The sequence below is a fragment of the Microvirga soli genome (genome assembly GCF_016734765.1).
Lineage (GTDB): Bacteria > Pseudomonadota > Alphaproteobacteria > Rhizobiales > Beijerinckiaceae > Microvirga > Microvirga soli.
The window spans coordinates 61,219-82,410 of record NZ_JAERQE010000008.1; the positions used below are offsets into that span (position 1 = coordinate 61,219).

Below are 21,192 nucleotides of genomic sequence, written 5' to 3' on the forward strand. Positions count from 1 at the left end.
AATTAGCCCTTTACCGCGCCGGCCGTGAGGCCCGCCACGATCTTGCGCTGGAACACGAGCACAAGAACGATGATAGGCACGGTCACGATAACGGAGGCCGCCATGATCGTGCCCCACGGCAGCTCGTACGCCGTCGAGCCGGTCATGAGCGCAATGGCGGGCGGCACGGTGCGGCGTTCGTTGGTCAGCGTAAAGGTGAGCGCGAAGAGAAACTCGTTCCACGACACGATGAAGGCGAGAAGCCCCGTCGTTACCGCCGCCGGCGCCATGAGCGGCAGGAACACGCGCCGCACCACGATCCAGGGCGTTGCCCCGTCGACAAAGGCTGCCTCCTCGATCTCCTTCGGCAGCTCGCGCATGAAAGTGGTGAGCACCCAGATCGTGAAGGGCAGGGTGAGCATGAGATTGGCGAGGATCAGGCCCGGCAGGGTGTTGTAGAGCCCGAGGCTGCGGATCAGCTCGAACATGCCCGACAGCACGGCCACCTGCGGAAACATGGAGACGGCCAGAATAGTCATGAGCAGGAGCGCGCGGCCGCGAAACGCGATGCGCCCGAAGGCATAGGCCGCCGTCATGCCGAGGCCCAGCGAGATGGCGACGACGGTGCCTGCGACGATGATCGAGTTGAGGATGTTCTGCCCGAAGGGCTGGCGGTCGAAAACGGCGATGTAATTGGTCGGGTCGAAGCGCTCCGGCAAATAGGCGGTCGTGAACAGCGCCGAGCCTGAGCGGAAGGACGAGATGATCGCGTAATAGAGCGGGAAGAGCGCGAAAAGCCCGATGGCGATCACGAGCAGCCAGAAGCCGATGCGGCTGAGGACTTTCATCGCGGATCCTCACCGAGGCGCACGCGGCCCGCCGCCAGGGTGATGACGACGATGAGCGCGATGATGAGAAAAATCAGCGTGGATGCGGCGGAACCCAAGCCGACCTCCTGGAAATCCACGAGCTGCTGGCGCGCATAGATCGACATGGACGCCGTGTCCCGCGAGTTCGAGGTCAGCACATAGATGAGGTCGAACACGCGAAGCGCATCGAGGCTGCGGAAGATCACCGCCACCAGCAGCGCCGGCTTGATCAGCGGCAGGGTGATGCGGAAGAACACCCGGGTGGGAGACACGCCGTCCACCTTGGCGGCCTCATAGATATCCTGCGGCAGCATCTGCAGGGCCGCCAGGATAAGCAGGGCCATGAAGGAGGTGTGCTTCCAGACATCCACCGCGACGGCGGCCCAGAGCGCCGTATCCGCATTGGCCGTCCAGGTCATGGGCGCGGCGATCAGGCCGGCACGCAGCAGCATGTCGTTGATGACGCCGAACTGGTCGTGCAGCATCCAGTTCCACATCTTGGCGGACACGATGGTCGGGATCGCCCAAGGGATGAGAATGATCGCCCGCATGAGGCCCCGACCGGGGAAGGTGGCATTGAGGATTAGCGCCACGATGATCCCGAGCACCGTCTCAATGGATACGGACACGAGGGTGAACCACACCGTGTTCCACACGGATTGCCACCAGTCGGGATCGGTCAGAAGCCCGAGCCACTCGCCATCATAATTGGCAAGGTAGTTCTCGAAGCCGATGAACTCGTAGTCACTCAGGTTATTGAGATTGGCGTCGGTAAAGCTGAACCAGATCGTCCGCGCCAGGGGCCATCCGGCGATGAGCGCGAGGATGATCAGGCTCGGGGCGATGAAGAGCCATGCAGACCGGATGCGCGAGCGCGTCAGCGATGAGCGGCGCCTCCGTGCTGCAACACGCACGAAGACGTCTCCTTGAGCGACCGCGCCGGCCATGCTTACTTCCAGCCGTCCCGCTTGATCCGCTTCAGGTCACGGTCGAGGCGGCTCAGTGCCTGGGCAGGTTCGGCCCGCTTCGACAGTACCTGATGCACCGCGTTGAAGAATTCGGTCGAGACCTTGTTGTAGTTCTGGCCGGTTGCCGTAGCCGGGCGCGCCACCGCATTGGTGAAAACATCCACGAGATCACCGATGAACGGGTTGGCCTTGGCGATGTCCGCATCGCTGTAGAGGGACACGATGGTGGGGTTGAAGGAACCCTCCACGGCCCGGCGCTTCTGTTCCTGCTGACCCGTCAGATAGAGGACGAGATCCGTCGCGGCATCGGCGTTCTTGGAATACTTCGACACGGCGAGAAGCTGGCCGCCCAGCGTGCCCGCGTTGCGCCCATCTGCGCCGCCCTTCGGGAGTGGCGCAATGCCGACCTTGCCTTTGATGGTGCTGTCGGCGCCTTGCGCCAGCGCCCACGCATAGGGCCAGTTGCGCATGAAGGCGGCGTTGCCGGACTGGAAGACGCCGCGGGATTCCTCTTCCGTGTAGTTGAGCACGCCTTCCGGCGTGACGGTGCCGACCCACCCGGCGGCGGCCTTTAGGGCTTCCGCTGCTTTCGGGTTCTCGATGGTGACGTCGCCCTTGTCGTCGATGATCGTACCGCCGCCGAACGAGGCCACCCATTCCAGCGCATTGGTAGTCAGACCCTCATAGGCGCGGCCCTGCCAGACATAGCCCCAGAAGTCGCCGCGCCCGTCCTTGCGCTCGCCGTCCTGGATCATGCGGGCAGTCTCGGTGAGGTCGGCCCAGGTCTGCGGCACGGGGCGCTTGTACTTGTCGAGGAGGTCCTGCCGGTAATAGAGCAGGCCTGCATCGGCGAACCAAGGCATGGCCATGAGCCTGCCGTTGACCCGGCTCGTCTCGACCATGGCAGGCAGGTGATCGTCGATGTCGGCCTGGCCCTTGGCGGTCAGGTCCATGAGATGATCGGCGAGAATGCCGGTCCAGACCACGTCGATCTGGAAGACGTCGATGTCCGACGCGCCCGCCGCCAGGAGTTGCTGATAGAGGGCGAGCCGCTCGGTTGCGGAGTTCGGCGTCGAGACGATTTTGGCCGTGTTGCCGGTCTTCTTCGCCCAGGCATCGACGCCCTGCTTGCAGATCTCGTATTCCTTGCCGAGCGCGCTGCACGAAATGGAGATTTCGACGGCCCAGGCGCTGGTCGAGGCGAGGATTCCGGCGGCGAAGCCGAGGCTGGCAATCAGACGTGGCATGGCTATCCTCCTGCAGGCTTGATGTTTATTGCTTAGCTTCTTAAAGCCCGACCTCTGGTTTTGTTCCTTTGGAACGTGGTCGGACGCCGAAGCCGCTCCATTTCATCTGGCCGAAAACGAGGGACTTTCCATGAAAATCACGTGGTTCGGACATTCCGCCTTCCGGCTCGACTTCGCCGGCAAGGCCGTGCTCATCGATCCGTTCTTCACCGGCAATCCCGGCTTCGAGGGCGACAGGGCGAAGATCACCGAGGGCGTGTCCCACATCCTTCTCACCCACGGCCACGGGGATCACGTGGGCGATACGGTGGAGATTGCGAAGGCGACCGGGGCCAAGGTCGTGACGAATTTCGAGCTCTGCATGTATCTCGCCAAGCAGGGCGTCGAGCACTTCGATCCCATGAACACCGGCGGCACGACCGGGCAGGGTGGCTTCACCGTCACCCTCGTGCGGGCGGACCACTCGTCCGGCCTCGTCGAGATGGATGTGAACTTCCCCCTCGGCAGCGCCAACGGCATCATCGTCAAGGCGATGAACGAGCCGACCGTCTATCACATGGGCGATACGGACATCTTCGGCGACATGGCCCTGATCGCCGAGATCCATCAGCCCGACGTGGTGATCGTGCCGATCGGCGACCGCTTCACCATGGGCCCCGAGGTCGCGGCGCTCGCCGTCGAGCGTTATTTCAAGAATGCCAAGGCGGTGATCCCCTGCCACTACGGCTCATTCCCGATGATCCTGCCCAACGCGGACCGCTTCGTCGCCGCCATGGACGGCAAAGGGATTCAAGTGGTCGTGCCGCACAAGACGGTCGGGGTGACGATTTAGCCTCCCCGCCATGGTCCTCCCGGGGCCGCGGAGCGGAACCCGGGATTGTGGGACGAGTGTGGCGCCTGTTCACCTCTCCCGGTGGGAGAGGTCGCGCCTTCAGGCGCGGGCGAGGGGTTAGCGTCTTTTCCGGATGAGGCTGTAACCCCTCACCCCAGCCCTCTCCCTCAGGGAGAGGGGGCTTAGAGCCCCATCCTGCACACGATCCCGGATCGGCTGCGCCGTCCGGGATGACCGCATGAACATTAGAGCTCTGCACATCCGCCGTTGCCCCCCGGCGCGGGCGGGTGCTATAGCCCGCCGATCAGATATCCAAGGGGTATGACCATCTATGTCGGTCGATGAGAAAACGGTCCGCCGCATCGCCCATCTGGCGCGCATTGCCGTGACGGATGAGGAGGTGCCCCATCTCCAGGGCGAGCTCAACGCCATCCTAGACTTCGTCGAGCAGCTCAACGAGGTGAACGTGGAGGGTGTCGAGCCCATGACTTCCGTGACTCCCATGGTGATGAAGAAGCGCCAGGACGGCGTGACCGATGGCGGCTACCCGGAGAAGATCGTCCAGAACGCCCCCGCGACGGAAGACAGCTTCTTCCTGGTGCCCAAGGTGGTCGAGTAAAAATTCTTCATCCCGGGAGGCCGCAGCAGCGGAGAGCCGGGATCGCTAAACCAGTTATTGCCTCCAGACGATCCCGGATCGCGGCTCCGCCCCGTCCGGGATGACAGGATGATCCCCGTGACCGAACTGACCCATCTCACGATCGCTGAGGCCCGCGACGGCCTGAAGGCCAAGACCTTCTCCGCCACCGAGCTCACGCAGGCCCATGTGGATGCCATCGAGAAGGCGAGGGCGCTCAACGCCTATGTGCTCGAGACGCCGGAAAAGGCGCTCGCCATGGCCAAGGCCTCCGACGAGAAGATCGCCAAGGGCGAGGCCGGTGCGCTCGAGGGTATCCCGCTCGGCATCAAGGACCTGTTCTGCACCGAGGGCGTGGTCTCCACGGCAGGCTCGAAGATCCTCGGCAACTTCACCCCGCCCTACGAGTCCACCGTCACCCGGAACCTTTGGAACGACGGCGCCGTGATGCTCGGCAAGCTCAACATGGACGAGTTCGCCATGGGCTCCTCCAACGAGACCAGCGCGTTCGGGCCGGTCGTGTCGCCTTGGCGGCGCGAGGGCTCGAACGTGAGCGCGGGCGCTTCCGGGGCCATCGAGGGCACGCATCTGGTTCCCGGCGGTTCCTCGGGCGGTTCGGCCGCGGCGGTTGCCGCGCATCTGTGCCTTGGCGCTACCGCGACGGATACCGGCGGCTCGATCCGCCAGCCGGCGGCCTTTACCGGCACGGTGGGCATCAAGCCGACCTATGGGCGCGTCTCCCGCTGGGGCACCGTGGCCTTCGCCTCGTCGCTGGATCAGGCCGGCCCGATCACCCGCACCGTGCGCGATTCCGCCATCATGCTGCGCTCCATGGCGAGCCCTGACCCGAAGGATACCACCTGCGTGGACCTGCCGGTGCCGGATTTCGAGGCTGCCATCTCCCGTGGCGTGAAGGGCCTCAAGATCGGCATCCCGAAGGATTACCGGATCGACGGCATGTCGCCCGAGATCGAGCAGCTCTGGCACCAGGGCGCCGAATGGCTGCGCGCTGCCGGCGCCGAGATCGTCGAGGTTTCCCTGCCGCACACCAAGTACGCGCTGCCCGCCTATTACATCGTGGCCCCAGCGGAAGCTTCCTCGAACCTCGCCCGCTATGACGGCGTGCGCTACGGCCTGCGCGAAAACGGCCGCGACATCGTCGATCTCTACGAGAAGTCCCGCGCCGCCGGCTTCGGCCGCGAGGTCAAGCGCCGCATCATGATCGGCACCTATGTGCTCTCGGCGGGCTATTACGACGCCTATTACGTCCGGGCCCAGAAGCTGCGCACGCTCATCAAGCGCGACTTCGAGGAGGTCTACGCTAAAGGAGTCCACGCCATCCTGACCCCGGCGACCCCGTCCTCGGCCTTCGGCATCGGCGAGAAGGGCTCGGGCGACCCGGTCGAGATGTACCTCAACGACATCTTCACCGTGACGGTGAACATGGCAGGCCTGCCGGGCATCGCCGTGCCGGCTGGGCTCGACGCTCAGGGGCTGCCCCTGGGCCTCCAGCTCATCGGCCGCGCCTTCGACGAGGAGACCCTCTTCGCCGCCGGCCAGGTGATCGAGGATTCCGCCGGCCGCATCAAGCTGCCCCAAGCCTGGTGGGCGTAAGCGGCGTGGGACCGACCGTACCCGTCGTCACCCTCTGGGACTGGCTGCCTGCGGCCTTCGATCCGGTTCTCATCCTGATCGCGGTCTGGCTCGGCTGGAAGGCCGATCAGTTCGGCAAGGTGCTGATCGTCGGCATGATTGCCCTGGCCGTGTCGGTCCTCGTCTCCTGGGCGATCAGCAGCATGGGATTGCCTTGGATCGCGCCTGTGCGGTCCGATGGACTGACCCTGTTCCCCGTGCGCTTTGTCGCTGCCATGCTCTGGGCAAGCGGCGCCTACGTCGTCCGCCGGGTGGTGCGGCGCTAGAATCCTGCTCGGCGACAGTTCGGTCGTCGCCGAAGCATTCAGACGCGACAGGCGCCGCCGGTTCTGTCAGGGTCGTGCCGCTTTCTCCTGCCCGCATGGACCTTCGATCATGGCGACGAGCCACAAGCCCAATCACACCCTCGGGCTCGCACTCCTGGCTGCTCTCGCGACGCTTTGGGCGTCGTCCTATACCTTCATCAAGATCGGCGTCGAGACGATCCCGCCCATCACCCTGATCGCCGCGCGCACGCTGATTGCGGGTGGGATCCTTGTGCTGATCATGCGGCTGAGGGGAGTCCGCCTGCCTCGCGAGAGAACCCAGTGGAGGAACTTCGCGGTGCAGGCTTGCCTCAACAGCGTTGTTCCGTTCACGCTCATCGCCTGGGCGGAGGAGTCCATCGATGCAGGGCTCGCCGTCATCCTGAACTCGATGACGCCGGTCTTCACCTTCCTGATCACCTGGATGTGGTCCCGTCATGAGGCGACATCCGCCCGCAAGCTCATCGGGGTCGTCCTGGGCCTTGCGGGCACATGCGTCATCGTCGGAGGCCAAGCCTTCACCCATGTCGGGCAGGAGCTGGCCGCGCAGCTCGCCGTCGTGCTGGCGACAATCTGCTATGCTGGAGCGGCCATTTTCGGACGCAGTTTCAAGAACCTCGATCCCATGGCACCGGCCGCGGGCTCGCTTCTGTCCGGCGCGATAATCCTGCTTCCGCTGAGCCTCATCGTGGACCGGCCCTGGAATCTGGCGCCGTCACAAGCCTCGATCATGGCCCTGGTCGGGCTTGCGGTGTTCTCCACGGCCATGGCCTTCGTGATCTACTTCCGCCTGATCCGCACCCTGGGCTCGGTGGGGACGACAGCACAGGCCTATCTGCGGGCTCCCATCGGCATCATGATCGGAGCTTATTTCCTCGGAGAGAGCCTCAGCGAGGCGGCCTGGCTGGGGCTTCTCTGCATCCTCGCAGGCGTGGCCTTCATGACGATCCCCGAGGCCAAGACGAAGGCGGCCGTCCAAGCCACGTGATCGGGAGGATCAGGTTTCGGCGATCCCTGCGCCGGAACCGGCCGGGTTGCCGAGCGCTGTGCCGATTTCTGCCAAGGTGGCCTTCTCGGCATCGCTCACGGCCACGCCGCCGAAACCGAGGAATCCGCCTTCCTTGCCGGCCTCGGCCGATTTTCGGGCAACGCTCCAGAGCCAGGACTTGAAGGAAACCGCCTCGTCGGGGGCCTTGGTGTCGAGCAAGCCGGAGACCGCGTGAAGCTCCTCGATGGCCTTGCTTTTCACGTCGGCGAACTGGCTGCCCTTGAATTGAGCCTGGAACGACTCGCGCACGGCATTGCGCGTCTCGGTGTTGGCGATGTCATCGGCCACGGCTTTGACGAGCGGAGTGGCCTGAGCATCCTGCTTCGCCTCCAGCAGGGCCCAGCCGCTGGACATGGATTCCTGCAGGAGGCTCCAGAGCCCGCCCGGATCTGCCGCGGTGATCGCCATGCTGGCAACCACGGGGCTTGCAACGAGGCGGGACCATTCTTCGGGAGTGAAGCTCGACTTGTTCGCCATGGTTGGCCTCCTGATTGCAGCTTGGGAACTCCCAAACGCAACCGCTCAAGCTTGCGATTGGTTCCTCACCGAAGCCTTGGTGCCAGGGCCAAAAGAAATGGGCCCGACCGCGAGGGTCAGGCCCATCCTGAGCAGTGAAACGCGAGACGCTAGATTACTGCGGGTTGGCCGGAGCCGCGGGAGCGGCCGGGGAAGATGGGGTCATCGGGGCAGCCGGGGTCGCCGGAGCGGTCGAGGAACCGCCGGTGGCGCCGGAACCGGTGCGGGGTGCAGAGCTTTCCGTCTGCGTGCCGGTGCTGCCGGTGGTCGTCGGCTCGCTGCCGCCATCATAGAAGAGGAAGGCGAGCAGGCCGAGGGCGATAACAAGACCGCCGATCACGTAAGCAAGTGTGTTCGAACCACGGCTGCTGTTATCGTAGACATTGGTCTCGCGATTGTAGACGTTGGGTTCGCGATCCATGGGATCCATAGCCATTTTGAAACTCCTTGACCGTTTTACCTCCCGAACAACGCCGTATATCGGATGGGGTTTCATCGCAGCGTGGCAATTATTTCCGGAATCTGTGCATAATTTATTTCTGATCTTAACGAATGGCTTACCTGGCTGAACGTCCGTTCATTTTGAAAGGGGTTGACCGGCTTGAGCGCCGCTCGTACTCCGACAAGAGCATCGTGCGGAAAAGTGGACCCGGTTTTCCGCCCTAAACGATGCTCTCATTTATGGAAGAAGCATCGGATGGGTCCCAAAAGTGCATTCCACTTTTGGGTCCGATGCTTTAGCAAAAAGTAAGAGATCAAAGGCGCAAGGCTCATGAACGCTCCGGTCAACCCTAAGAAGCTCATCAAGGGCGCGACAGGCGATTGGGAAATCGTCATCGGCATGGAGATCCACGCCCAGGTGACGAGCCAAGCCAAGCTCTTCTCCGGAGCTTCGACGGCTTTCGGCGGCGATCCGAACAGCCACGTTTCCCTGGTGGACGCGGCCATGCCCGGCATGCTGCCCGTGATCAACGAGGAATGCGTCCGTCAGGCGATCCGCACCGGCCTTGGCCTCAAGGCCGAGATCAACCTGCGCAGCACCTTCGACCGCAAGAACTACTTCTACCCGGACTTGCCCCAGGGCTACCAGATCAGCCAGTACAAAAGCCCCATCGTGGGCGAGGGCGAGGTGATCGTGGACGTGCCGGAGACGGGCGAGACGATCATGGTGCGCATCGAGCGCCTGCATCTCGAGCAGGATGCCGGCAAGTCGATCCACGACCTGCACCCGACCCTGAGCTTCGTCGACCTCAACCGCTCCGGCGTGGCGCTCATGGAAATCGTGTCGAAGCCCGACCTGCGCTCGGCCGACGAGGCGCGGGCTTATGTGACCAAGCTGCGCACGATCCTGCGCTATCTCGGCACCTGCGACGGCGACATGGACAAGGGCAACCTTCGCGCCGACGTGAACGTGTCCGTGCGCCGTCCGGGCGAGGAGCTCGGCACGCGCTGCGAGATCAAGAACGTCAACTCCATCCGGTTCATCGGCCAGGCCATCGAAGTCGAGGCGCGCCGCCAGATCGCGATCCTGGAGGACGGGGGCAAAATCGACCAGGAGACCCGCCTCTACGACCCGGGCAAGGGCGAGACCCGCTCCATGCGTTCCAAGGAAGAGGCGCACGATTATCGCTACTTCCCCGATCCGGACCTGCTGCCGCTTGAGTTCGACCAGGCCTATGTGGACGATCTCGCGAAAGGCCTGCCGGAGCTGCCCGACGAGAAGAAGGCGCGGTTCATGGCCGATTATGGCCTCTCGCCCTATGACGCGAGCGTGCTGGTGGCCGAGCGCAGCTCCGCCGACTTCTTCGAGGAGGTAGCCAAGGGCCGCGACGGCAAGGCCGCGGCGAACTGGATCATCAATGAGCTGTTCGGCCGCCTGAACAAGGAAGGCAAGGACATCTCGGAAACCCCGGTCTCGGCCGCCCAGCTCGGCGCCATCATCGAGCTCATCGGCGAGAACGTGATCTCCGGCAAGATCGCCAAGGACCTGTTCGAGATCGTGTTTACGGAAGGCGGCGACCCGCGCGAACTCGTGGAAACGCGCGGCATGAAGCAGGTGACCGACACCGGCGCCATCGAGAAGGCCGTGGACGAGATCATCGCGGCGAATCCCGACAAGGTGGAGCAGGCGAAGGCCAAGCCTACGCTGCTCGGCTGGTTCGTGGGCCAGACCATGAAGGCCACGGGCGGCAAGGCCAACCCGCAGGCCCTCAACGAGATCCTCAAGCGCAAGCTTGGGATCGAGTAAGGCCGTTCGGTCATCCCGGCGGAGCGCACCCGCGCCCGCCGGGGCTCATGCAGGTGCCGGACCCGTGACCTCGCAGCCCAGCCCCTTCGCCTCGCACTGGCTGATCCGCGACATCGTGATCGCCTCGCATCGCGCGGCCGTCGGTCCGGGCGGTCTGCTCTTCGTGGGCGATTCCCTTGTCGAGGGTTTCTACTGGAACCGGGTCGGTTCGCTGCCCGTGCTGAACGCCGGCTATTCCGGCATCTGGACCGAGGCGCTGGAACCGCGCATCCCTCTTCTCCTGCAATCGGCGAGCCCCGGCATCGCGGTGCTGCTTGTCGGCACGAACGATGCGAAGAAGGACTGCTCTGAGAGCGCCCTCGATGGGGTGGCGGAGCATTTCGACACGATCCTCCGCCATTTCGAAACCGCCGCCGTGCCGGTGATCGTCATGACCCCGCCGCCGATCGAGCGGGCCAAGCGCCTCACGAACTTCTACTCGGCGGACGCCATGGCTTCCTTGAGCCGTCGAATCGTGCAGATTGCGGATGGCCGCGCGGCTGCCATCGCCGATCTGCACACGGCTTTCGGCGATGGCGCAGGGGCGGCGCGCGAAGGGCTCACGACGGATGGTGTTCATCTGTCGGCGAGAGCCTACCGGCAATTGCACGACGTGCTTGAGAAGACCGTCGCAAATGTGGCGATGAGGAAGGGGCATGATGAACCTGGCGCTTAAACGTGAAGACCTGCCCGCCATCCGGCCCGTTGCGGACGGCGACAGGCAGGACCTCTTCGGGCTGATCGCGATCTGTTACGCGGACTATCCCGGCTGCTTCGTCGATCCGCATGACGACCTGCCGGATCTGCGCGCCCCCGGCTCGTCCTATGCAGAAACGGGCGGCGCATTCTGGGTTGTCGAAGATGAGCGCGGACGCGTCTGCGCCTGCGTGGCGGTGGACTTTCCGGAAGCAGAAACCGCGGAACTGCACCGGCTGTATGTGCGTCCCGACCGGCGAGGAATGGGACTAGGCTCGCGCCTCGTGCATCAAGCCGAGGCGCACGCGCGCAGCAGGGGCACGTCGCGCATAATCCTGTGGTCCGACACGCGCTTCGTCACGGCGCACCGGCTCTACACAAGATTGGGCTATGTGCAGGACGGGGGACAGCGTCAGCTCGCGGACATTTCACACTCGGTGGAGTATCGGTTCGAGAAGGCGCTCTAAAACAAGCCTTCGTACTGTCATCCCGGACGAAGCGCAGCGCAGATCCGGGATCGCTTTCAAAATTTGGTGGTGAACACCCTTTCCCATAAGGAGAGGTGAACAGGCGCCACTCTCGTCCAGCGATCCCGGATCGGCTTTGCCGTCCGGGATGACGTGTTGGCGAGCCTCAAGGGATCTCATAAACCGCGAACTCGTCATTGAGCCCGCGCAGAGCTGTCTTCTGCAATGTCGGGTGCAGGCCCTGCTTCTCGATGATCTGCGAAGAGCGTGGGTTCTCGACCACTGAACCGGTCGCGAAGATCGAGCGCGACACGGCAAGGCCCTGAACACGGGAGGCGATGTTCACCGTTTGGCCGAAATAATCCTGTCGGTCATTCAGGGTCACGGCAAGACAAGGGCCCTCGTGAATGCCGATCTTGAGCAGCAGGTCTTCGCTTCCGCGCTCCTCGTTGAGCTGGCGCATCGCCTCGCGCATCCGCAGCGCGGCCGAGATCGCACGATCCGGCATCGGGAAGGTCGCCATCACCGCATCGCCGATGGTCTTTACCACGGCGCCGGATTCGGAGGCGGCGATCTCGTTCAGAACCTGGAAGTGCGACCGAACGAGATCGTAGGCCACGAGGTCGCCGACGCGTTCGTAGAGCTGCGTCGAGCCTTTCAGATCGGTGAAGAGAAACGTGAGGCTCGTGATTTTCAGTCGCTGGTCGATGTCGAGAGTATCGGTGCGGTACAGATCGCGAAAAGTCTGGTTGGTGAGCAGGCGCTTTGCCGTCAGGAAGGGTCGCCGCCGCTTCAACATCTCATGCAGTTCGTCGCCCGCAACCCAGACGGCGGGCAGGGCGCGCCTGTTCGTGCGGTTCTCGATGGAGATGCGCAGGGGGCCCGGCCGCATGGTGAGGGTCTGGTTCTGCGGATGAGACTCGTTGATGATGAGCGACAGGCTCTGGCGCTCGCGGGTGGGCTCGCCCTGCACGTCGATGAACTGGGCCACATGGGTGACGGGCTCGAAGACGATCACGAATTGCGCCGGAAGCTGCAGGGACATGATCGCCCTTTCGCCGGGCGGAAGCTCGACGGCATCGAGCACGATCTCGTCGATCATGTGCTCGAAATCCTCGGGCAGGTCGACACCGGAGCCCCAGAAGATCTGGCGTTCATATTCATGCAGCGGCAGGGTATCCGGATCATGCGCGGCGATCTTGCGCACGCGCGGGCTCACCGTGAATGTGACCTCCACCATCTCGTCGAGGGTCGGCTCGTAGCCTGCGGAGCAGAGGGCGCAGCAATATTCGTCGCGGTTCACCGATTTTAGGCTCATGCCCGATTCAAGCACTCCACCGCAACCGGGGCAGAGAACGTTCCATGACATCTCGAACAGCCCGAGCCGGGAGGCGTGGAGGAAGGCGGCGATCACGCGGTCCTCGTCGAAGCCCTGCCTCGCCGCGAAGGCGAGTGCATTGAGGCGGTTCAGTTCATGATCCGGAGCGTCCCGGATCAGGCGCTCGATGGCATCGACAATCTCGGCATCAGCGGATTGCCGGAGAATGGCGAAGGGCTTTTCGTGCTCGTTCATGGTGCAACCTCCTTCGAGGCGCGAACCGGGCCATGCATCATGGCAATGCGAAGCGCCCGCTGGCGCGCCTTGCGACGGCGCACCCCGGCTGCATGTCTCAAGGATGTCAGGATGCGCCCGCAATCCGGCAATGTCAGGGCAGGGGCGAGACGGGGGCTTCGTGCGCGAAGGCTTCAGCCCTCCGCCACCCCATGCTCCTCGGCGTAGCGGTTGGCGACCCGCGTCTGCCACAGGCACAGCACCGGCGCGGCAACGAGTTCGACGAACAGGCCGCCGAGCATGAAGAGCGAGGGCAGGCCCGTGAGGGCGAGGCCGATGAGGCGGCTCAAGCCCCCGATAACCACGAGCAGGGTCAGCAGCCGGATGCGGCCGGTGTGGATCTCGATGGAGGGCAGGGTGCTCCAGAAGCACAGGCCGATGCCCAACAGCAGCCCCGACAGGTAACGGAAGTGGCTCTCCGCCGAGATGCTCACGGCGTCCCCCGTCAGCGCCTGCCCGAACAGAACGCCATAGAGCCCGGTTGCCACCGGGATGGCAGCGACAATCGCCACACTCTGCTGCAGGAGCCTTCGCTCGCGTTCCATGCTGGGCATGCCGTCTCCTATCTGTTTGACTGCTTGAGAGCAGGTGATGCGGTTATGGCAACAATGACGCCGATTGCTCCCATGACCAATGAGATGCCGCCGATCACCAGGCCCAGGCTGCCCGGACCCGAGAACAGGCCCACCAGCAGACCCGCCAAAGGCTGCGAGAGATTGTTGACGGTGATCATCGCACCGGTCGTCTTGCCGAAATCCTTCTGCGGAATGATCTTCTGGCGCAGGCTCCTGATGTAGATGGTGAACATCTTGTCGAAGCCGAGGACGAGAATGTAGCCCGCGGCATAGATCCCGTAATTGGGGCTGATGGCCGTCAGCAGGCCGCCGATGAAGATCGCCGTGTAGCCGATAGCCCCCATCGCCCTCAAGGGAATGACGATATGGGCCAGGAAGGTCAGGATCGCGATGCTCGCGAGGGCGCTGGCCGTCTGCAGAAGCGCGTAGCTCTGCTCGGACTGGCCATGGATGCCCGTCACCATCGCGGCTGATGTGGCCAGCGTCGCGCCAAAGACGAAGTTCAGCCCGGCCGCCAGCGCGGCGGCCCTTCTCAATCCCGGCAGTTGCCAGATGTGCTTGAAGGCGATCCGGAAAGGATCGATCCAGCTCTCATGGGCCGCTTCCGGCGGGGCAAGGTCGATCCGGCTGAAGCGATGCCACAGGGTGAGCCCGAGATCCGCCAGCAGGAACAGGAACGCCGTGATGCCGACCACGATCTGCCAGGGCCAGAGACCGAGCAGGGCGGCGGCCAGTATGGGGCCCATCACCATCCCGAGCTGGTCGCCGAGCTGCGAATAGGACAAGACCTTTTCGAACCGCTGCTGCCTGAAGATCTGCGGCAGCATCACCTCCCTGGCGAGAAACCCCTGCGTCGAGAGGATTCCGCAGAAAGCCGAGAGAGCGACCAGCCAGCCGATGCCGCCGATGAGCTCGTAACCGGCAACGCCCACCGCGCAGGTAAGCAGGCGGAAGCGCTGGCTGATGACCAAAAGCCACACCGGCGATCGGCGATCGCAGAGGATTCCGCAGACCGAGAACAGAAGGTAACGGGGCAGGGTCTCAATGAAGAAGGCAATCCCTGACAGGGCTGCGCTCTGGGTCGTCTGGAACACCACGAGGGGCACCAGGAACAGCAGCATCTGATCCGCCAGGCGGGCGAAAAAGAGAGAGACGAAGAAGCTGATATCCTTGGCGCGCACTGGCATTCCCCGCGATCGACCCGGTGCGGCCGTCTCATGCAATAACCTGTCATATAGTCTGCCCGGCGCTTGCGCCAGATCACAGCTCTTTCACGAAGAGTTCTTTTCTGTTGGAAGAGAGGCGTCTAGTTTCGCAGGCAACTGCATCGCTTCAGGGGGATTCCTCATGCCGGCACGGTTCGAACTCAACGGCGTCTTTCTCTCGGGCCCGACCTATAAGGTCGGCCTGACGCTGGCTCTGGCCGGCGAGCCTTTCGATTATGTTCATGTCAACATGATGCAGGGCGAGCACAAGCAGCCGCCCTACATGTCCAGGCAGCGTTACGGGCAGGTTCCCTTGCTCGTCGACCGAAGCAATGGACGGCAGCTGTGCCAGTCCGCTGCCATCATGGAATATCTCGCCGACATGACGGGCAAGTTCGGCGGCGCCAATCTCGATGAGCGTCTGCAGGCGCGCGAATGGATGTACTGGGATTTCGACCGGCTCGCCTCGAATGTCTACCGCGCCAGGGCGATCACGCTCGGCATCCGCCCGGCCGCACCGGAAGTGGTGGAATTCAGCATGGCCGGAGGCAACGCCGCCCTGAAGGTGCTCGACGAGCATCTCGCCGGCCGCAACTGGATCGTCGGTGAGGGCGTCACCATTGCCGATATCGACATTTACGGCGTCGTCGCCTTCGCGGACGACGGCGGCTTCGACCTTGCCGCTTATCCCAACATACAGACCTGGGCAGGGCGGTTCGAGGCTCTGCCCGGTTTCAAAGGCCGGAAGGATCTCCTGCCGGCGGAATCCCAGGCCGCCGCATGAGCGATCTCCTGATCCGCGAAGCCGAGGCCGGCGATCTCGAAGCCATCATCCGCCTGCACGAGGAGGATGAACTGGGCTCCCATGGCGATGTCTGGTCGCCCGAGACCCGCCCGGCCTATGAGGCGGCTTTCGCCGCCATCCAGCGCAGCCCCGAGAACCAGTTGTTCGTGGCCGTCGACGGCCATGAGATCGTGGGCACATTCCAGCTCACCTTCATCCCCAATCTCACGGGGCGCGGTACGATGCGGGTGAAGGTGGAGAGCGTGAAGGTGAAAGCCGCGCGGCGCTCAAGCGGCATTGGCGCCAGGATGATGGCCTTCGCGGAGGACCACGCCCGCACACAGGGCGCCCGCGCCATGGAGCTGACCTCCAACAAGACCCGAGGAGCCGCCCACCGCTTCTACGAACGCCTCGGCTTCTCCCGCACCCACGAGGGCTTCAAGAAGAAGCTCTGAGGGCGGTTAGTTGAGCGTGTAGATCTCGTGCCGGGCCGTGCCCGGAGGTCCCTTGCGGATCGTCACGCTCGCATCCTGGGCCAGCGGGTGTGTCTTCAGAATCCGCTCGACGGCGTGGTACATCGCCTCCGCGTCCGGGCCGTAGAGATAGATGATCGTATCGGTTGCCCCAATGGCATGGCCGTCGATTTCGCCGAGGTCCCCGAGGGCGATCTCCAGCTGGCTCTCGAAACCCGGGAGGCCGTACTCCTCATAGATGGCACGGGGGAGGGACTCCCCGTCGAGGCGAATGAAAAGCGCCTGTTGAGGCGGAACGTAATTGCCGCCGGCAGCGTGTTGCTTGCCGATGATGCGGGATAGCCAGTTCATGGAGAGCTCCTGTCCAATCGAGGCGACGCCCGTGCTTAGGCCTTCGCGCCTTCCTTGAGGCGCTTGTTGCAGGCGCTCCAGAACGCCGGCCACTTCATGTCCTTGGCGAGTTTGCCGCCGATCTTGGCTTCCTTCCACTCGAGGCTGCACTTGCTCATGCGCTCGCGGGCAGCCACTTGGGCGGCGCTCGGCTCCTTCTTCGGCTTGGTCTCGACAGCCTGCGCGGCACCGGTGAGCGCGAAGGTCATGGCGGCAGCAAGAGCCGCATTTACTAGTCGGTTCATCATCGAATCACCCCCACAGCGATTGCTTTATGTTATAAACTTTCTGAATCGACGCGCGGCAACATGCAAGGCCTTAAGAGCTGCCATGCGTCGTTTTCGTGGATTTTCGTTGCAGGCGAGGGTGCCAGCCCCGATCTTATGGCTTAACGTTCAGTCACGAATTCGTATCGTCACCTGAAAAGAGGCGTTTCATGGCGGCTTCCGCGCAGCAACCGATCGATCTCTATTACTGGCCGACTCCGAACGGGTGGAAGATCACCATCATGCTCGAGGAATGCGGGCTGCCCTATACGATCCAACCGGTGAACATCGGCAAGGGCGATCAGTTCAAGCCGGAGTTCCTGAACATTTCCCCCAACAACAAGATGCCGGCCATCGTCGATCATGACGGGCCTGGGGGCGAACCGATCTCCGTGTTCGAGTCCGGCGCCATCCTGCAATATCTCGGCCGCAAGACCGGGCAGTTCTATCCGCAGGACGAGAGGGAGCGCGTCGAGGTCGACCAATGGCTGTTCTGGCAGATGGGCGGCTTCGGCCCCATGCTCGGCCAGGCGCACCATTTCCGCATCTACGCGCCGGAAAAGGTGCCCTACGCCATCGACCGCTACACCAACGAGACCAACCGCCTCTACGGCGTGCTGAACAAGCGCCTCGCGGACCGGGAATTCGTGGCCGGCGCCTATTCCATCGCGGACATGGCCATTGCGCCCTGGGCTAAACTCTGGGAACGCCAGGGCCAAAACATCGAGGATTTTCCGCACGTGAAGCGCTGGCTTGAGACGATGCTCGCCCGCCCGGCGGTCCTGCGCGGCATCAAGGTCAGCTCCGAGGACCGTAGCGTCAACGACATGAAGGACCCGGCCGTCCAGGCCGTCCTGTTCGGGCAGCGGGCGCGGTAGCCTTAGTACCTCGTCATGCCCGGCCTTGTGCCGGGTATCCACGTCTTGATGGCGCAGTGGTTCAAAGACGTGGATGGCCGGGACAAGCCCGGCCATGACGCAGGTTGATTAGGTGGAATTGGGGTCTCAATTCGCCTTCGTCCAAGTCTGTGACTTGCAGATCAGCCCGCCGAAGACGCAGCCGGAGAGCTGCAGGGTTTTCGCGCTCGTCATCTTAAGCTTGCCCGTATAGGTCTTGCCGTCCTGCGGGTTATAGAGCTGGCCGGTGTAGCCGTCCCCTTCCGGCTTGAGGTCCCAGATCATCCGGACGCCCACGATGTTGCGGTCCCGCAGCTTCGGATCGGCGTTGTTCGTGTCCTTCTGAAAGGTCGAGGCGGCGATGGTGCCGCAATACTCGGCCCCGCACTTGGCGATCCGGACGCGGGTGTCGCCGCTCTGGGTCAGCCAGGTGCCGCTCGGATCGGCCGACTGGGCCTGGGCCGGAAGGGTCAGCATAACGAGACTGAGAGCGAGGATGGCTTGTTTCATGGAGAACTCCCATTAGGTCGGTCTTCAGCGGACCGCTCGCAGAAGAGACTAGGGGAGGCGGTTAAGCTTTCCAAGCGGGCCCCGGCAAAAGGCCCTTGAGGCACAGGGGCCTCGCCGCTATAAGCGCCCCACTTCACCCATTTCCCTCATAATATAGAAACGAGTTGTCATGGCCATCGAGCGCACCTTCTCCATCATCAAGCCCGACGCGACCGAGCGTAACCTCACGGGCGCCGTCAATGCCGTCATCGAGCAGGCCGGCCTGCGGATCGTCGCCCAGAAGCGCATCCTCATGAGCCGCCGCGAGGCCGAGACCTTCTACGCGGTCCACAAGGAGCGCCCCTTCTTTGGCGAGCTCGTGGACTTCATGGTCTCGGCTCCGGTCGTCGTACAGGTTTTGGAAGGCGAGAACGCCGTGCTCCGCTACCGCGAGATCATGGGCGCCACCAACCCGGAGAGCGCCGCCGAGGGCACCATCCGCAAGCTCTACGCCAAGTCGATCGGTGAGAACTCGGTCCACGGCTCCGACAGCCAGGACAACGCCAAGATCGAGATCGCCCAGTTCTTCTCGGGCAACGAGATCGTCGGCTAAGCCCCTGTTGCATAGCCTTCATGTTCAGGCCGCCTCCGGGCGGCCTTTTCATTTTTCGGCCTTTCCCTCATCATGCGCCCGCCATGAACCAAGCTCCCCGTATCGAACGCCGCGCCTCCGTCTGCCCGCATGACTGCCCCTCCGTCTGCTCCCTCGAGGTGGAGGTGATCGACGGGCGAAGCATCGGGCGCGTGCATGGGGCGAAGTCGAACACCTACACGGCGGGCGTGATCTGCGCCAAGGTTGCCCGCTATGCCGAGCGCATCCACAACCCGGACCGGCTGCTCTACCCGATGAGGCGCACCGGCCCGAAGGGCTCAGGCCAGTTCGAGCGCATCTCATGGGACGAGGCGCTGGACATCGTGGCCCGCGAGTTTCTGAAGGCGGAGCGGGAGTTCGGGACGGAGTCGGTCTGGCCGTACTACTATGCCGGCACCATGGGCTACGTGATGCGCGACGGCATCAACCGCCTGCGGCACGTGAAGAAGTATTCCGGCCAGTATTCCACCATCTGCACGGCCATGGCCTGGACAGGCTACGTGGCCGGCACCGGACATCTGAGGGGCGTCGACCCGCGCGAGATGGCGGTCTCCGACTGCATCGTGATCTGGGGCACCAACCCGGTGCATACGCAGGTCAACGTGATGACGCATGCGATGAAGGCTCGCAAGGAACGCGGGGCCAAGATCGTCGCCATCGATATCTACAACAACGCCACCATGAAGCAGGCCGACATGGCGCTGCTGGTCAAACCCGGCACCGACGGAGCGCTTGCCTGCGCGGTGATGCACGTGCTCTTCCGCGACGGCTACGCGGATCGGGATTATCTGGCGCGCTACACCGACCATCCCCACGAACTGGAAGAGCACCTCAAGACCCGCGATCCGGCTTGGGCCTCGGCTATCACCGGGCTGTCGGTGGAGGAGATCGAGGCTTTTGCCAGGCTCGTGGGCACCACCAAGCGCACCTTCTTCCGCCTCGGCTTCGGCTTCGGTCGTCAGCGCAACGGCGTGGTCAACATGCATGCCGCCCTGTCGATCCCGGCGGTGACCGGCGCGTGGCAGGTCGAGGGCGGCGGCGCCTTCCATTCCAACAGCGGCATCTTCCACTGGAACAAGGCCCTGATCGAAGGGCACGACGCCATCGACAAGAGCATCCGCCTCCTCGACCAGTCGCAGATCGGCCGGGTTCTTACCGGTGACGCCGAGGCGCTTTACAACGGCCCGCCGGTCAAGGCGATGCTGATCCAGAACACCAACCCTGTCTCCGTCGCGCCGGAGCAGGAGCTTGTGAAGCAGGGCTTTGCCCGCGACGACCTCTTCGTCTGCGTCCACGAGCAGTTCATGACCGAAACGGCCCTGATGGCCGACATCGTGCTGCCCGCGACCATGTTCATGGAGCACGACGATCTCTATTCCGGCGGCGGGCACCAGCATTTCCAGGTCGGGCCGAAGCTCATCGACCCGCCGGGCGAATGCCGCTCGAACCATGAGGTGTTCCGCGGATTGGCCCAGCGCCTCGGCGCCGAGCATCGCGGCTTTGGCATGGAGCCGCGCGAGATCATCGACTGGACACTGCAGAATTCCGGCTGGGGCTCGCTCGAGAACCTGGAGGCGCATGTGCATTTCGATGCGCAACCGCCCTTCGAGGAGGCGCATTTCCTGAAGGGTTTCGGCTATCCGGACGGCAAGTTCCGCTTCAAGCCCGACTGGACCAAGGTGCCGTCCTACAACAACGGCGCCATGGGTCCTTGGTCCAGCATGCCGGCTTTGCCCGATCATTGGGGGGTGATCGAGGCGGCGACCGAGGAGCATCCGTTCCGCCTCGCCACGAGTCCGGCGCGCAACTTCCTCAATTCCAGCTTCACCGAGACGCCGACGTCCCTGGACAAGGAGCGCCGGCCCGAGGTGATGATCCACCCGCTCGATGCGCAGACCCAAGGGATTGCAGACGGCGACTGGGTGAAGCTGAAGAACCAGCGCGGCGAGGTCTATCTTCGCGCCAAGCTGTTCGACGGCGTACGGCGCGGCGTGCTCATCGCCGAGGGCATCTGGCCCAATGCGGCCCACCCCTTCGGGCGCGGCATCAACACGCTCACCGGCGGTGATCAGGTGGCGCCTTACGGCGGTGCCGCCTTCCACGACAACCGCGTGGCGCTGGAAAAGGCGGAAATCGACCCGGCCCTGGAGCCGACAGTGGCAAGGAAGCAGCATCAGCCTGAGGCGCTCGTCGGTTAAATCCAAGAAGAACGTCTCTTCGTCATGGCCGGGCTTGTCCCGGCCATCTCGGTTCGAAGCGCACGGTGCTCAACATGGTCGAGATCACCGGCACAGGGCCGGTGATGACGGGGAGGCGGTCTCCGGACCGCTTTGGTCAGACCTTCTT

The 21,192-nt window shown here is 63.7% G+C and carries 24 protein-coding genes; 13 read left to right on the top strand and 11 right to left on the bottom strand.

What is annotated here, in order from left to right:
• Nucleotides 1-2: 2 nt before the first annotated feature.
• Genes JKL45_RS09620 through JKL45_RS09630 form a run of 3 tightly spaced genes read right to left on the bottom strand, consistent with a single transcriptional unit; the run spans nt 3 to nt 3,063 of the window.
• Nucleotides 3-827, bottom strand: a complete 825-nt coding sequence (locus JKL45_RS09620; RefSeq protein WP_201860915.1) for a carbohydrate ABC transporter permease — start codon at nt 825-827, stop codon at nt 3-5.
• Complete coding sequence (locus JKL45_RS09625) at nt 824-1,795, bottom strand: carbohydrate ABC transporter permease (RefSeq protein ID WP_201860916.1); 972 nt, start codon at nt 1,793-1,795, stop codon at nt 824-826. Before JKL45_RS09625 ends, JKL45_RS09620 begins: the two co-directional genes overlap by 4 nt.
• Before the next feature lie 2 nt (nt 1,796-1,797).
• Nucleotides 1,798-3,063: an ABC transporter substrate-binding protein gene (locus tag JKL45_RS09630; RefSeq protein ID WP_201860917.1), complete on the bottom strand. Its 1,266-nt coding sequence runs from the start codon at nt 3,061-3,063 to the stop codon at nt 1,798-1,800.
• Between the two features lie 130 nt (nt 3,064-3,193).
• Here JKL45_RS09630 and JKL45_RS09635 point away from each other — a divergent pair, with 130 nt between their 5' ends.
• The 5 genes from JKL45_RS09635 (at nt 3,194) to JKL45_RS09655 (ending at nt 7,478) form a co-directional block, all read left to right on the top strand.
• The gene (locus JKL45_RS09635; protein WP_201860918.1) at nt 3,194-3,895 is read left to right on the top strand and encodes a metal-dependent hydrolase; all 702 of its coding nucleotides are present in this window, start codon (nt 3,194-3,196) and stop codon (nt 3,893-3,895) included.
• A gap of 331 nt (nt 3,896-4,226) precedes the next feature.
• Nucleotides 4,227-4,514, top strand: coding sequence for an Asp-tRNA(Asn)/Glu-tRNA(Gln) amidotransferase subunit GatC (gene gatC / locus JKL45_RS09640; RefSeq protein WP_201860919.1), 288 nt, complete (start codon nt 4,227-4,229; stop codon nt 4,512-4,514).
• A gap of 117 nt (nt 4,515-4,631) precedes the next feature.
• Nucleotides 4,632-6,146 carry an Asp-tRNA(Asn)/Glu-tRNA(Gln) amidotransferase subunit GatA gene (gatA, locus tag JKL45_RS09645; RefSeq protein WP_201860920.1) on the top strand — a complete coding sequence of 505 codons (1,515 nt, stop codon included), beginning with the start codon at nt 4,632-4,634 and terminating at the stop codon, nt 6,144-6,146.
• Nucleotides 6,147-6,151: 5 nt separating this feature from the next.
• Nucleotides 6,152-6,451 (top strand): hypothetical protein, encoded by a 300-nt coding sequence (locus tag JKL45_RS09650; RefSeq protein ID WP_312896935.1) that lies wholly within the window; start codon nt 6,152-6,154, stop codon nt 6,449-6,451.
• 109 nt (nt 6,452-6,560) lie between these two features.
• A complete protein-coding gene (locus tag JKL45_RS09655; RefSeq protein ID WP_201860922.1) occupies nt 6,561-7,478 on the top strand; it encodes a DMT family transporter in 918 nt (305 codons plus the stop codon).
• A gap of 9 nt (nt 7,479-7,487) precedes the next feature.
• Here JKL45_RS09655 and JKL45_RS09660 read toward each other — a convergent pair whose 3' ends face one another.
• Nucleotides 7,488-8,015, bottom strand: a complete 528-nt coding sequence (locus tag JKL45_RS09660) for a hypothetical protein (RefSeq protein WP_201860923.1) — start codon at nt 8,013-8,015, stop codon at nt 7,488-7,490.
• Nucleotides 8,016-8,169: 154 nt separating this feature from the next.
• Nucleotides 8,170-8,490 (bottom strand): hypothetical protein, encoded by a 321-nt coding sequence (locus JKL45_RS09665; protein ID WP_201861019.1) that lies wholly within the window; start codon nt 8,488-8,490, stop codon nt 8,170-8,172.
• A gap of 336 nt (nt 8,491-8,826) precedes the next feature.
• Here JKL45_RS09665 and gatB point away from each other — a divergent pair, with 336 nt between their 5' ends.
• The 3 genes from gatB to JKL45_RS09680 all read left to right on the top strand — a co-directional run bounded on the left by gatB (nt 8,827) and on the right by JKL45_RS09680 (nt 11,504).
• Nucleotides 8,827-10,302, top strand: a complete 1,476-nt coding sequence (gatB, locus tag JKL45_RS09670; RefSeq protein ID WP_201860924.1) for an Asp-tRNA(Asn)/Glu-tRNA(Gln) amidotransferase subunit GatB — start codon at nt 8,827-8,829, stop codon at nt 10,300-10,302.
• 64 nt (nt 10,303-10,366) lie between these two features.
• Nucleotides 10,367-11,017 (top strand): SGNH/GDSL hydrolase family protein, encoded by a 651-nt coding sequence (locus JKL45_RS09675; RefSeq protein WP_201860925.1) that lies wholly within the window; start codon nt 10,367-10,369, stop codon nt 11,015-11,017.
• On the top strand, nt 10,998-11,504 hold the full coding sequence (locus JKL45_RS09680; RefSeq protein WP_201860926.1) for a GNAT family N-acetyltransferase: 507 nt from the start codon (nt 10,998-11,000) through the stop codon (nt 11,502-11,504). Before JKL45_RS09675 ends, JKL45_RS09680 begins: the two co-directional genes overlap by 20 nt.
• 166 nt (nt 11,505-11,670) lie before the next feature.
• Here JKL45_RS09680 and JKL45_RS09685 read toward each other — a convergent pair whose 3' ends face one another.
• From JKL45_RS09685 to JKL45_RS09695, 3 genes are all read right to left on the bottom strand, one after another.
• Complete coding sequence (locus tag JKL45_RS09685) at nt 11,671-13,077, bottom strand: adenylate/guanylate cyclase domain-containing protein (RefSeq protein ID WP_201860927.1); 1,407 nt, start codon at nt 13,075-13,077, stop codon at nt 11,671-11,673.
• Between the two features lie 173 nt (nt 13,078-13,250).
• On the bottom strand, nt 13,251-13,661 hold the full coding sequence (locus tag JKL45_RS09690; protein ID WP_201861014.1) for a DUF4345 domain-containing protein: 411 nt from the start codon (nt 13,659-13,661) through the stop codon (nt 13,251-13,253).
• A gap of 17 nt (nt 13,662-13,678) precedes the next feature.
• Nucleotides 13,679-14,878, bottom strand: coding sequence for an MFS transporter (locus JKL45_RS09695; protein WP_201860928.1), 1,200 nt, complete (start codon nt 14,876-14,878; stop codon nt 13,679-13,681).
• Nucleotides 14,879-15,038: 160 nt separating this feature from the next.
• Here JKL45_RS09695 and JKL45_RS09700 point away from each other — a divergent pair, with 160 nt between their 5' ends.
• Nucleotides 15,039-15,680: a glutathione S-transferase family protein gene (locus tag JKL45_RS09700; protein WP_201860929.1), complete on the top strand. Its 642-nt coding sequence runs from the start codon at nt 15,039-15,041 to the stop codon at nt 15,678-15,680.
• Complete coding sequence (locus tag JKL45_RS09705) at nt 15,677-16,135, top strand: GNAT family N-acetyltransferase (RefSeq protein WP_201860930.1); 459 nt, start codon at nt 15,677-15,679, stop codon at nt 16,133-16,135. The genes JKL45_RS09700 and JKL45_RS09705 overlap by 4 nt, the downstream gene beginning before the upstream one ends.
• A 6-nt stretch (nt 16,136-16,141) precedes the next feature.
• Here JKL45_RS09705 and JKL45_RS09710 read toward each other — a convergent pair whose 3' ends face one another.
• On the bottom strand, nt 16,142-16,504 hold the full coding sequence (locus JKL45_RS09710; protein WP_201860931.1) for a hypothetical protein: 363 nt from the start codon (nt 16,502-16,504) through the stop codon (nt 16,142-16,144).
• A gap of 35 nt (nt 16,505-16,539) precedes the next feature.
• Nucleotides 16,540-16,791, bottom strand: coding sequence for a hypothetical protein (locus tag JKL45_RS09715; RefSeq protein ID WP_201860932.1), 252 nt, complete (start codon nt 16,789-16,791; stop codon nt 16,540-16,542).
• A gap of 188 nt (nt 16,792-16,979) precedes the next feature.
• Between JKL45_RS09715 and JKL45_RS09720 the strand changes: the two genes are divergently transcribed.
• On the top strand, nt 16,980-17,687 hold the full coding sequence (locus JKL45_RS09720) for a glutathione S-transferase N-terminal domain-containing protein (protein WP_201860933.1): 708 nt from the start codon (nt 16,980-16,982) through the stop codon (nt 17,685-17,687).
• Nucleotides 17,688-17,813: 126 nt separating this feature from the next.
• Here the strand turns inward: JKL45_RS09720 and JKL45_RS09725 are convergent, their stop codons facing one another.
• Complete coding sequence (locus JKL45_RS09725; protein WP_201860934.1) at nt 17,814-18,215, bottom strand: DUF2147 domain-containing protein; 402 nt, start codon at nt 18,213-18,215, stop codon at nt 17,814-17,816.
• A 169-nt stretch (nt 18,216-18,384) separates the two neighbouring features.
• On the opposite strand from JKL45_RS09725, the gene ndk reads away from it, so the two are divergent.
• Both ndk and JKL45_RS09735 read left to right on the top strand, forming a co-directional pair.
• Entirely contained in the window at nt 18,385-18,807 is a 423-nt protein-coding gene (gene ndk / locus JKL45_RS09730) for a nucleoside-diphosphate kinase (protein ID WP_201860935.1), read from the top strand.
• 83 nt (nt 18,808-18,890) lie between these two features.
• A complete protein-coding gene (locus JKL45_RS09735) occupies nt 18,891-21,044 on the top strand; it encodes a molybdopterin-containing oxidoreductase family protein (protein WP_201860936.1) in 2,154 nt (717 codons plus the stop codon).
• The last annotated feature ends 148 nt before the right edge of the window (nt 21,045-21,192 follow it).